9 protein-coding genes are annotated in these 12,377 nt (G+C 71.2%); all 9 read left to right on the forward strand.

Translation table 11 applies throughout. From position 1 onward, the window contains the following. Positions 1 to 20: 20 nt before the first annotated feature. The 9 genes from KN815_RS16260 to mobF all read left to right on the forward strand — a co-directional run bounded on the left by KN815_RS16260 (position 21) and on the right by mobF (position 12,118). A complete protein-coding gene (locus KN815_RS16260; RefSeq protein WP_216342640.1) occupies positions 21 to 1,208 on the forward strand; it encodes a DUF6884 domain-containing protein in 1,188 nt (395 codons plus the stop codon). A 77-nt stretch (positions 1,209 to 1,285) separates the two neighbouring features. Next, positions 1,286 to 1,537 carry a hypothetical protein gene (locus KN815_RS16265; RefSeq protein WP_216342641.1) on the forward strand — a complete coding sequence of 84 codons (252 nt, stop codon included), beginning with the start codon at positions 1,286 to 1,288 and terminating at the stop codon, positions 1,535 to 1,537. Then, entirely contained in the window at positions 1,534 to 1,956 is a 423-nt protein-coding gene (locus KN815_RS16270; RefSeq protein WP_216342642.1) for an ASCH domain-containing protein, read from the forward strand. Before KN815_RS16265 ends, KN815_RS16270 begins: the two co-directional genes overlap by 4 nt. A 61-nt stretch (positions 1,957 to 2,017) precedes the next feature. Beyond that, complete coding sequence (locus tag KN815_RS16275; protein ID WP_216342643.1) at positions 2,018 to 3,376, forward strand: coiled-coil domain-containing protein; 1,359 nt, start codon at positions 2,018 to 2,020, stop codon at positions 3,374 to 3,376. A gap of 80 nt (positions 3,377 to 3,456) precedes the next feature. Continuing rightward, entirely contained in the window at positions 3,457 to 4,668 is a 1,212-nt protein-coding gene (locus tag KN815_RS16280) for a hypothetical protein (protein ID WP_216342644.1), read from the forward strand. Beyond that, positions 4,661 to 4,942 carry a hypothetical protein gene (locus tag KN815_RS16285; RefSeq protein ID WP_216342645.1) on the forward strand — a complete coding sequence of 94 codons (282 nt, stop codon included), beginning with the start codon at positions 4,661 to 4,663 and terminating at the stop codon, positions 4,940 to 4,942. Before KN815_RS16280 ends, KN815_RS16285 begins: the two co-directional genes overlap by 8 nt. Before the next feature lie 38 nt (positions 4,943 to 4,980). After that, positions 4,981 to 5,496 (forward strand): hypothetical protein, encoded by a 516-nt coding sequence (locus KN815_RS16290; RefSeq protein ID WP_216342646.1) that lies wholly within the window; start codon positions 4,981 to 4,983, stop codon positions 5,494 to 5,496. 71 nt (positions 5,497 to 5,567) lie between these two features. Beyond that, complete coding sequence (locus KN815_RS16295) at positions 5,568 to 6,461, forward strand: SprT family zinc-dependent metalloprotease (protein ID WP_216342647.1); 894 nt, start codon at positions 5,568 to 5,570, stop codon at positions 6,459 to 6,461. Between the two features lie 491 nt (positions 6,462 to 6,952). Next, the gene (mobF, locus tag KN815_RS16300) at positions 6,953 to 12,118 is read left to right on the forward strand and encodes a MobF family relaxase (RefSeq protein ID WP_216342648.1); all 5,166 of its coding nucleotides are present in this window, start codon (positions 6,953 to 6,955) and stop codon (positions 12,116 to 12,118) included. Positions 12,119 to 12,377 lie beyond the last annotated feature (259 nt).

A 12,377-nucleotide genomic window follows, 5' to 3' on the forward strand; every position in this document is an offset into this window, starting at 1 on the left:
CACCGCGAAGGGGGCACACGATGGGGCTGCGGGACGAAGGCCAGGAGATCCGGCGCGAGGACGGCACCGCCGCCCGGCGGCCGCTGTGGGACACCGGCTGGGGGCCGGAGCGCGCCACCCGCTACGCCACCCGGTGCGCGCGATACGTCGCCGTGGACCGCCTTCAGTTGCGTGCCCGCGGCCACGCCGCCGTCCGCCTCGACTTCCCTCACGCCGCCGGTCGCGGCGCGCTGCGCGCCGAGGCCGCCCTCACCATCGCCGCCCGGTTCGGCGCGGAGGCCCGCCGCCTGGACCGCTCCGGGCGCGCGCTGCGGGTGACCGGCCCCGCCGAGCAGGTAGCCCGCTACACCGCCGCGCTCCCCCGCGTCCTGGACCACGCCGAGCAACTGGCCAGTTGGGCCGCCCGCATGTACGGCGAGTGCACCCGCCGGCCCCAGTACGCCGACCACTTCGAGGCCCTGGGCGCCAGTAGGCGCCGGGCCGCCGCCTACTTCCGTGCCGTCGCCTTCCGCCGGATCGTCCAGGTCCTGACCGGACCCCAGCCCGCCGCCGTGCCCGAGGTCGACCCCGCCCTGCCCCTGTGGGAACAGGCCGAGACCCTCGCCGGAGTTCTCGGCGAGTACGGATGGGTCGAGATCCGCGACGCCTACGACCCGGCCGCCGCCCTGCAACTGCTCGACAACGCCGAGCAGCTCGAGGTCCCGGCCGCGCGCTGGACGGTCACCGCCGCGCACGGCGAGCAACTGGCCCTGTTCGACAGCACCTCACCCGCCGCGGCCGGGCCGGTCGTCGTCATCCCCTGCTCCGGCCCGAAGCTGGGCCGCGCCGCCTCGGCCGGGGAGCTCTACACCGGAGACCTGCACACGCACGCCCGCCGGACCGCCGACGCCCTCACCGCCCACGGTGGCACCGTCCTGGTGCTCAGCGCGTTGCACGGTTTCCTGCCGCTCGACCAGCTCATCGAGCCGTACGACCACACATGGAAGGACCCCGGCAGCATCACCGAGGAGGAACTGCGCGCCCAGGCCGCCGAACTCGGTCTGACGGACGCCGACGTCGTCCTGCTCACCCCGGGCGAGTACACCAAGCGCGCGGCCGCCGTCTGGCCGCGCGCCCGCACCCCGCTTGCCCACCTCGGCATCGGCAAGCAGCGCGGCCGACTGACCGCGCTGCGCGAGCGGCCCGAGCAGTACGTCCCCGCGGCGTGAATCTCTCTCCCGAACGTCACCACCACCCTGCGAAAGAGGGACAACCAATGGACGCCGAGCAGCAGACCGTTTGGCTCGTGACCCGAGGCGAAGACCCCGGCGCGATCCCGTGCGAGGACGAGGCCACCGCCCGCGCGTGGGTCGAGGCCCAGTACCTGGGGTCCGTGTACTCCGAGGACGCAGCCGCCGCCGTCCTGCGCTGGGACGACGACGGGGAGCTGATGGACGACTCGATCCCCGGCAATTACCAGGGCACCGGCTGGACCGTTCGTGAGGAAGAGGTCATCCGCGCCGCCGACTTCCCGAACGCTGAGAGGAGCCTCGCGTGAAGGCTCTGACTGTCCGGCAGCCGTTCGCAGACGCCATCATCCACGGCCACCCTCGCTACGGGCTCAAGACCGCCGAGAACCGGCCCAAGCCCATCCCGCCGAAATACCTCGGCGAGACGATCCTCATCCACGCCGGGAAGGCATGGCATCCGCTCGGCAAGGACGTGGACTGGGAGCAGCGGCCCGACGCCCGCATGGCCATCATCGGCACCGCCCGGCTCATCGGTGTCCACGTCGACGGCGGGTGCTGCGCCCCGTGGGGCATGGTCGGCTACTTCCACTGGCAGCTCGCCGACGCCCGCCCGCTCACCACCCCGATCCCCGACGTCGCCGGGCAACTCGGCCTGTGGACCCCGGACGACGACATCCAGGCCGCCGTCCACGCCCAGTTCCTGGCAGGAGCCGCCGCCAAGCCCTGATACGGCACGCTGTTGACCGCGCGCCGACGACCTCCCCCAACGCCGAGTAGGAGCACCGACCATGACCGAGCTGCACACCGAGCAGACCGTCGACCAGGACGCCGACGAGTGCGTGTTCCCCGACTGCCACCGCCGCCGGGTGCCGAAAGACCCCAGCGTGCGGGGGCAACCGCCTAAGTACTGCGACGACCCCGAGCACAACGCCGCCACGGCGTGGAAGGCGAAGCAGAAGGTCAAGAAGGCCAAGCAGAAGCAGTCCGCCGACTCCACCGTCCAGGAGGAGGACACCGACCGCCCGGTGACCGGTGCCGCCGCGACCGCAGTGCTCGTGCGCGAGTCCGTCCTCACCGCCGTCCGCGAGCTGGAGGCCCAGCTCCCGAGGTACGTCGAGCTCATGGCGCAGGTCACTGACCCGGAAGCCGCCGAGGCCCAGGTCGCCGCCGCCGAGACACGCGCCGAGGCCCGGGTCGCCGAGGCCCAGCAGGAGCTCGTCACCGAGCGCGGCCGCCGGGAGGCCGCCGAGCGCCGGGCGAAGAACGCAGAGCAGGCCAAGGACGAGGCCGACGAGGCAGCGGACGAGGCGCTCCGACAGCTCGAAGCGGCCAAGGACAGGTTCGAGGCTGAGGTCGCACGCATCCAGGAGGAGCGGGACACCGCTGTCGCCGCCGCCGAGCGTCAGCGGGACGAGCAGATCGAGCAGGCTGTCGCTGCCGCCGAGGAGAAGGCCACGCAGGCCCGCGCCGACGCGGCCGCCGCCGCCGAACGCGCCGAGGAGCAGGCAGCCGCCAAGGTCGCCGAGGCTCAGCAGCGTGCCGCCGAACGCATCGAGCAGGCCGATGCCGCCGCAAGTACGGCACGTGCCGAGGCCCAGGAGGAGGTCACCCGCGTCCGAGCGGAGGCGGAGACCGCCGTCGCGACCGCTCGCCAGGAGGCGGACGCCAAGGTCGCCGACGCCGAGCGCCGCGCCGACGAGCAGGTCGCGGCAGCCGAGGAGGCCGCAGGCAAGGCCCAGACGGAGGCCCGCCGCCAGGTCGAGGAGATGGAGAAGACCGTCGAGCAGGAGAAGGCCGGCGCCCGTGAGGTGAAGGCCAAGGCCCTGCGGGACGTCGAGGACGCCAAGGGGCGCGTGCACGAAGCCCAGGGCAAGGTCGAGGACGCGCAGGCTGCCGCCCGCCAGGCCACCGCCGACGCCAACACCAGGATCGAGGCCGCCAAAGAGGTAGCGGCGGACCTGCGCGAGGAACTCCAGCGGCTGCGCGCCGACGCCGAGGCCAAGACCGCCCGTATCACCACGCTGGAGGCGAAGAACGGCGAGCTGTACGACGAGCTCCGCAAGGTCGACGCCAAGGCCCGGGACGCCGCTGAGAAGGAGCGCGAGACCCGGCGCGAGCTGGAGGTTCTGAAGAGCCGGAAGAAGTAGAACCGGCCATCGCGCGAGATCCGGCCAATCGAACGCAACCAGGTTGCGGAGCTGTGCATTTGAGATGCAACCTGGTTGCTATGACGAACACTCAGGAGCCCGTCGCCATGCCGCCCCAGCTCACCGTCCGCGAGACCACCCCCGACCAGGTGCCGCCCCTGCCCGACGCCGAGAAGGCCCGCAGGTACATCGACACCGAAGGCCGGTACGCCGAAGGCGCCCTGCACGCGGGCGCCGGCGCCTACCAGAAGCTCGTACTGGACGTCCGGCGCGGGGAGCTCTACTTCTACTGCAACGACTGGCGCGTGCCGCGCGACCCGAACAACGACGTCAGCTTCCCGCCCAACGAAGGCATCTGGTCCCCGTTCCACTGGTTGAAGGTCCCGGACATCATCTGGTGGACGATCGACGCCCATTTCCACGTCACCGAGCGCCCGTTCCTCACCCTCGACCAGGGCAACGCGTTCGCCCGCACGGTGGCCCCGCTCGCCGAGGCCCTGCTGCTGAACCTGCTGCCCGTGCCCGGCACCGACACCTACGACTGGAGCGCGGAGGCCGCCAGCGCGGGCCTGGACATCATGGCCGCGTGCACCCGCCACCAGCCCCCGCCGAAGGGCCGCCGCCCCGAGCTGGTGAACATGGCCGAAGCCGTCTCGGTGCACCCCGCCCTCGTCCAGGACCGATGGGCCACCCTCGACGACACGCAGCTCGACGAGGCGGCCGAGCACCTCAACCGGTGCGGACTGAGCCACAACCCGGCCATCGCCGAGGGCCTCGGCATCGACGCCAACGCCCGCGACGCCTCGCTCGTCGGCACCCGGGCCTGGCTGTACGAGTACCGCCGCAAGGCCGCCGCCGGGCGCCCGATGCAGAGCCTCGCGGTCTGGCTCGCCGCAAACCCGCTCGTCGTCACCGCCGACACCACCAACGCCGAGCTGGAGACCGTCCCGGAGCAGGCCGCCGCGGCGGCCGCCGCCGAGGGCATCGTGCTGCTCGGTGCCACCACACAGGCCGCGCGCACCCGCCGGGAGCAGCTCCGCCAGGAGGTCCTCGACGAACTGGCGACGTACGGCAAGGCCCGCGCGGACGCCGAAGCCGCCGTGAAGTCCAACCGCGCGGCGGTCTACGCCCGCCTGTACCGCACATTCGCGTGGGAGGAGCGGTACGACGGCCGCCCGGCCGTCAGCGACACCGACCTGGGCAAGCTGGCCCGGGTCAGCCGCCAGGCTGTGGGCAAGCTCCGCGAGCAGCTCGACGAGACCGCCCTCGAGGAGGAGACCACCAATGTCTGACCTCAACCCCGTCCGGCCCGCCGCCCTGTTCGCGGCCGCGCTACAGGAACTGGCCCAGGAATACCCCACCGACCCGGAGGGCACCGCTACCGTGCCCATCACGGTCACCGACCCGACGACCGGCGAGCAGCACCAGGCCCACGTCGAGCCCGGCCAACTCGACTGGATCACCAGCGCGGTCATGGACCTGATGGCCACCTTCCGCAACGCGCACGCGGACGGGAGCGGCCAGTGCGGACACTGCGCCGGCAGCGGGAAGGCGAGCCCCGCGTAACCCCCCGCGGGCGCCAGGACGACGAGGAGGAGCAGGCCATGGCAGAGCAGCAGCCCGTGCCGTGGGCACTCCTGGCCGCCGACGCCGCGACCGTGGAGCGCTATCGGGCCAAGGTCTACGACCGAGGCCCGGACCGGTGCGCGTTCTTCCTCGGCGCGATCAGCAGCTCCGGGCACGGCAAACTGAGGGCCGGGTCGAGGAAGGCCGGCACCTCCCGCGTGGTCACCGCCCACGTCCTCGGCTACGTCATCACCAACGGCGCCACCGCCCTCCCCGAGGGCCACGTCGTCCGCCACACCTGCGACGAGTCGAGCTGTCAGCTCCCCACCCATTGGGCGACCGGCGAGCGGCTCGACAACATCCGCGACTACTACGCCCGCAGCCACCGGGCCGGACACGCCCTCAGCGACGTGCGCGGCCCGGACGGACGGGCCGTCGCCATCCGCGACGCCATCCTCACTGCCCAGGCGACCGGCGCCGACGTCGAGGCCGCCATCGCCGCAGCGATTGCAGCGGGTAACCCCTCGGGCGCCGTCCAGGACGCCCTCTTCTGACCCCCGGCCGGTAACAGTTGGCACCCCCGCACGTTGATTCATCCCCATGCACATGGGGAAAGGAGACTCACATGGCCGACCCGAAGACCGACCCGGGCCGCGAGGGCACCCGCCTGATCGCCGCGCTGGAGAAGTGCTGGACCGCGATCCAGCGGAACCACCCCGACCTCCCGCCGGTCCTGTTCATCACCGGAACCGGAATCCCCCGCCGCCAGGTCGAGCGACCGAGCAAGTCGACCGGCGCCCGCCGCCGGCGGGAGTTCGTCACCCGCGGGCACCACTGGGCCGACCGGTGGGCCGTGGCCGAGCAGGAGCAGCGCCTGGCGGAGCTGTTCGTCGCCGGGGAGACCATCCGCGACGGAGGCGAGGAGGTCCTCAAGACCCTGCTGCACGAGGCCGCCCACGCACTCGCCCATGTTCGAAAGATCCAGGACGTGTCCCGGGGCGACCCCCGTTGGCACCGCAAGGAGTTCGCACAACTGGCCCGCGAGACCGGACTGGAGCCGCCGAAGAAGTCGGAGAAGTCGTTGGGTTTCTCCAATTGCAGCCTCACCGACGCGACCCGCAAGAAGTACGCCGCCGTCATCCGCCAGATCGACGGAGCCGCCCTCCCCGGCCTCGGCGGAGCCGACCAGGACGACACGGAGGAGGAGAAGCCCACCGAGCCGGAGACCCCCGGCTCGACGAGCGGGAAGCGGGTCAAGGTGAAGTGCGGGTGCCGCCCCGACCCCCGGGCGTTCCCCGTCACGCCAAAGGTCCTGGCGGAGGGACCGATCATCTGCGGACTGTGCGGCGAGCCGTTCGCCCTTCCCGACGAGGAGGACCAGGGCGACGCCGACGACACCGAGCCCGGCGCCGAAGCGGAACCCGAGTCCCCCACCGCCGAGCCCGTCGCTGCCCTCCCCGAGCCCCGGTCGCCCGAGGCCAACGAACTCCAGGAATCCGCCATGGACATGGGGCACTGACGCGCCCGCCGGGGCCCGCCGCAGGCGCGGCCCCGGGCGTGTGTGGACCGGTCAGCTTCCCCATGTGCATGGGGCTCGGCACGGCGCCGGCGCGCGAAGCGCGCGGCGTTCTCGGCCGCCGCCGAAAATCACTCGTGGTAACAGTCGAGCCCCCGACCTGATGCTCATGGTCGGGGGCTCCGCGCGTCTGTGGCGAGCGTACAGGGCCCAGCGCGCCCCGGTCGAGCTTGCTGTTCTGAGAGGCGCTCACGCCGCCCTCTCAGACTCTCCAGGCCCCCGTCTCACAGTACCGGCCGAACCCTTCCGAACCTCACACCACAGCCCCATCACGCAGCACCTCAGCATCCCCATTCATCCACCTCAGCTCACCGATCAACCCCTCTCCTACCGTCCGCCGCATCCACCTGATACAACCCCTACTACATAACACACCTAGGCATTCTTAATTTGTCGGTGTCGCTGCCGCTCGTGATCGCGTACCATCTGTGATCGTGCTACGCATCACGGCGATCTCAGGCGGAGAGGCAGGGCTGAACTACCTGCTCTCCGGATCGGGTTGTGCAGGCGAGCACCAGGCCGAGTCCGAACTGGGGCTCGATGGGCCGGAGGGGTACTTCGCCAAGGGGACGGAACGCGGAACTCCGCTTGCTGTCTGGATTGGTGAGGGGCTCTCAGAGTGGGGTCTCACCGCAGGTGCGAATGCCACGGAGCGTGACATCCGAGCCGTGTTCGGGAAGCACGCGCACCCCGAGGAGTACCGCCAGGCGATCGGCCAGGCGAAGGCGTACATCGACGAGAACGGCATCACCGGCACGGCCGCGCAGAAGCTCATGGACGACGCCGAGGCGAGCGCCCGGCGGGGCCGGAAGCCGTACGAGTTCCGCACGATCGAGCAGCGCGTCGAGGACCGCCTGGCCAAGGAGCCGACCGCCGATCCGGAGCGCGTGGCGGAGATCCGGAGGGAGGAGCGCGACAAGGGCCAGCGCTCCCCCGCCATGTACTTCGATCACACCTACTCGGCCCAGAAGTCGGTCTCCACCTACCTCACCGCGCTGGAGGCCGCCGGCCGCCATGAGGACGCCGCCAAGGTCCGCGCCGCGATGAACGAGGGCATCCAGGCCGCCATGAAGACCTTCCAGGAGGAAGCCGGATTCGGCCGGATCGGCTACCACGGCAATGCGAAAGGCGACCGCCCATCGACCGGCCGGTACGTCGACTCCACCGGCTTCACCGCCGCGATCTTCACTCATGAGGTCTCGCGTGCGGGAGACCCGCAACTGCACGCCCATGTGGCAGTTCTCAACAAAATCAAGGTCTACGACGCGGACGGGAACGAGCGCTTCGTCACCCTCGATTCGCGTGCCGTGAGCAAGGCCCGCGAGGCCGCGGCCGCCGTCTTCGAGCGGACGATGGAGCAAGCCGTCGAGCGGGATCTCCCCGTCGTGTTCGGAATGCGCCCGGACGGCCTGGCCCGTGAGATTCAGGGGTTCGAGCCGGAGCTGCTCGCCGCCCTGTCGGAGCGTACGTACGAGGTCGAGCAGCGGTACGAGGAGTTGCACGAGCAGTACGTCCAGGACCACGGCCGCGAGCCCTCCCCGTACACGCGGACCCGCCTCCGGGAGATGGCCACGCTCGACACCCGCGACCCTAAGCGGAATGAGCACCAGTCGGCCGAGGCGAGGATCGAGCGCGCTACGCGGATCGCCGAGGAGCACGTCGATGGCGGTCTGCTCGGTGCGCTGGAGCGGGTCGAGCAGACCGGCATCGAGGTTCGGCTTGCGGAGGTCGACGTCCCCTCGTTCGACCGTGAGAAGGTCATCACGGAGTCGCTGGAGGCCCTGCAGACCAAGCGGTCGACGTGGGACCGCAGCGAGCTGATCCAGCAGTTGAACACCACGCTCGGTGACGACCTGCCCCGGGACCTGCCCCTCGCGCCGCTCGCCAACGAGCTGGCCGACGAGGCCCTGAAGTCCGGCCGGTACGGCGTCGTGCAGACCGCCGGCCTGAGCATCATCGAGGACGCGCCGTCCCGCATCCGGCAGAGCGACGGCCGCTCGGTGTTCTCCCCCAGCGCCCTGGCCAGCGAGAAGTTCGCGTTGGAAGAGCACCTCAGCGACGAGGGCCGTGTCGCGGCTCGTGCCCACCAGACCGGCGCCCCGTGCCTGGCTCCGCCCACCCTGGATCAGGTGGTCAAGGAGTCCGGCGTCACCGCCGACCAGGCCGACGTGGTCCGCGGAGTCCTCGGCGACAGCAAGCGAATCAGCGTGGTCGAGGGGCCCGCCGGCGCGGGCAAGTCGTACGCGACCGGCGTCATCGCCGAAGCCTGGCAGGAGCACACCGGAGGCCGCGTCATCGGCCTCGGCCCCTCCCAGGTGGCCGCCGAAGTCCTCGGCGAGGAAGGCATCGAGCTCCGGACCAACACCAGCCGCTTCCTCGACGTCTACTCGCAGGGCCTCGGCAACCGGGAAGACGTCGAGAAGTTCAAGCTGCGTACAGGTGATCTGGTGGTTCTGGATGAGGCTGGCATGGCGTCCACTGACGACATCTCCCGTGTATCGGAGATGTGCGAGACGGCCGGGGCCAAGCTCGTGCTCATCGGTGACCAGCAGCAGTTGCAATCTGTCGAGGCCGGTGGCCTGCTGCGCTCGATGGTCGAGGAGGGCCCGCACTACAGCCTCAGCAACGTGCGCCGCTTCCGGGAGCCGGACGGCACGGTCCGCGAGTGGGAAGCCAAGGCGAGCCTAGACCTGCGCCGCGGCGACGTCCGCGCGCTGGACGAGTACGAGCTGCAGGGCCTCATCCAGGGCGGCACGCTGGAGGAAATGAAGGCCGACGTCATCCGGGCGTACGTGGCGGACACCCTCGCGGACCGCGAATCCGTGGTCATGACCGCCACCAACGCCCGCGCCACCGAGGTGAGCAGGGAAATCCGCACGCAGCTCGTGCGGTACGGGCTGGTCGAGGAGAACGGCCTCCCGCTCGTCGACGACAACCGTGCAGGTGTGGGCGACCTGATCCAGACCCGCGAGAACGACGCGAAGCTCAAGGACTCCGAGGGCCGGCTCGTGCTGAACCGCCGGGTCTACCGGGTGACCGGCATCGGCGAGGACGGGCAGCTCACCGCCCGCCGGGTCGGCGGCCGCGACGCCGATGGGACCGAGCGGCTCGCCGGCACCGTCACGCTCCCCGGCTCGTACGTCGAGAAGAACGTCGCGCTCGCCTACGCCGGCACGGTCAACGCGGTGCAGGGCCGCACGGTCGGACACGGCGGATACCTGCTGGTCGAAGAGGGGATGAACCGGCAGCAGGTGTATCCGGGACTCACCCGCGCCCAGCGGTACAACCGGGCGTTTTGTGCGAGCCAGGTCCCGGCCGACGAGCACCGGTTGCAGAGCCTTGACCAGGACGCGATGTCGATGCTTCAGGCCGCCGTCGAGCGTGACGGGGGCGAGCTGGCCGCGCTGCAGGAGCTGCGCGAGAGCCAGGACTGGGCGGAGTCGATCCCGGCGCTGGAGCCGCGCTGGCGCGACTACGTCACCGAGCACGTCCGCAACCAGTACGAGCCGCAACTGCGCCAGTTGCTGAACGAGACGCAGTACGCCGAGATGCGGCAGCAGGACCCGAGCACCATCTACCGGGCCCTGCGCGAGGCCGAGCTGGCGGGCCACGATGGGCAGCGCGTGCTGCACGACGCCATCACCTGCGCGTCGATGACGTCCCCGGAGCCGGACAACGTCACCGCGCTGATCAACTGGCGTATCGAGCGGGAGCTGGAGCACCGCCAGCCGGAGAACGCCCCGGCCGGGCACAGTTGGAGCGACCGCACGCCCCAGATCCCCGGCATCGAGGGGCAGGTCGCCCAGGAGATGGCTGGGGCCATGGACGCCCGGCGCGACGTGCTGGGCGAGCGCCTGGCGGAGGAGCCCCCGGAGTGGGCGGTCCGTCACCTCGGCCCTGTGCCCGAGGACGTCCTGGAGCGCGCTGAGTGGGCGCGCCGCGCGGGCACCGTCGAGGGGTACCGCGAGCTCTACAACATCGACGCCCCGAACACCGCGATCGGCCGTCTGCCGGCAAAGGGCGCGGTCGAGCAGCGCGCAGCGTGGGAGGCCGCGCACTCCGCACTGGGCCGCACCGAGGACCAGGAGGCCCTCGCGCGGACGTCCGACGCCGCCCTGCGGGAGATGGCCGCCCGCTACGAGCGGGAGAAGGTGTGGGCCCCGGCCCACATGGGTGAGGAGCTTTCCGAGGCTCGCCAGATGGTCCTGCGCTACGAGGAGAAGGCGATCCTGGCCCAGGCCGATGCCGACCAGTGCACGGACGCCGCCGAGCGCGCGGAGCTGGAGGCTCAGGCCCGCGGCTACGAGGACCTGGTGGCCAACCTGTCCGAGCGCGTCGGGGTCATGGAGCAGATCGACGCGGCCCGCTCCGCCTGGTACGAGGAGACCGCCCCGGCCCGCGAGGCCGCCGAGGCCGCACGGGACGAGCTGGACCGCCGTGGTCTCGACAACCAGGTCCAGGCCCAGCAGGACGCCGACGAGGCCGAGCCGCAGCGTGAGGAGGTCCTCGAGGAGGAGCTCGTCACCGAGCCGGAGTACGACCTCGACCAGGCCGCGGAAGTCGACTGGGAGATCGAGGGCGAAACCCTCGACCAGGCCCCCGAGCAGGCCGCCGAGATGGAGCTCCCCCTCACACACCAGGAGCAGGAGGAGCTCGACCAGGCGCTCGCAGCGTACGAGCAGCGGTACCGGGCAGCCGAGGTCGCGCACGACGTCGACCAGGCGCCGGAGGTTGACTGGGGTGTAGAGGGCGAGACCCTCGACCAGGCCCCGGCCGCCGATGTCGAGCGGCAGTTGGACGAGCAGGACGAGCAGCAGCGGATCGAGGACGAACTGGCTGCCGAGGCCGCCGCGTACTACGAGGACCGGCGAGTCGAAGCGGAGCAGGCGCCGGAGCTCGACTGGGAGATCGAGGGCGAGACCTGGCAGGTCGAGACGCAGGGCCAGGACATGGAGACGGAGCTCCAGCCGGAGGAGGTCGCGCAGACCACCGCGGCGGCGGACGTTTACGCCTACCAGCCGGACCCGGAGCTGGACGCCGCGCTCGCCGCGTACGAGCAGCAGCTACGCGAGCAGGCCGTGGCCGCCGACGAGGCCGAGCCGGAGTACGACCTCGACCAGGTCCCGGAGCTCAACTGGGAGATCGAGGGCGAGACCCTTGGGGAGAGCCCGGAGCAGGACGTCCAGGCCGACGCCGAGGCGGCCGCCGAACCGCAGATGGACGGGCAGGAACAGGAGTCCGCCCCGGAGGTGTCGGCGGCCGTGGTCGAGGAGGTGGACCAGAACCGTGAGTTCTACGAGCAGCAGTACGTCGAGCAACTGATTCAGGCCCAGAGCGAGCGCGAGGCCCAACCGGAAGCCCAACAGGCTGCCCCCGAGCCGCAGCCTGGCCAACAGCTCCCGGCCCAACTGGCGGATCTACAGGAGGAGCTCGACAAGGCGCACGGAGCACTTGCCGAGATTGCCGCCCGCCAGGCGGAGCGTGAGCAGGCCGACGACGCGGTCCGCACTGAGCAGGCCGAGGCCAGTCGTGCCTACGAGGCCGAGGTCGAGATTGCGCCGGAGATCCAGCAGGATCAGGGCCCGATCATCAGTTACTGATGCCGCTCGCAGAAGATTGCGCCTGGTGGCCGGGTGTCAGCACCGGCCCGTACGCTCAACCAACCAGGAGGTGAGCCGAGTTGAGTACCGGGGAGTGGACGCCGCCCGAGCTGCGGTCGCAGGACGAGCTCAAGGCGATGATCGCGTACGTCACCGAGCACGGATACGGCACCACGAGCAAGACCTACGTCCGCGGCCTGCTTGCCGCGCTGAATTGGGTGACGGGCGCGACGGCCGTCTCCCCCATCACCGGCACGTC

The organism is Streptomyces niphimycinicus (genome assembly GCF_018883605.1).
Classification (GTDB): domain Bacteria; phylum Actinomycetota; class Actinomycetes; order Streptomycetales; family Streptomycetaceae; genus Streptomyces; species Streptomyces niphimycinicus.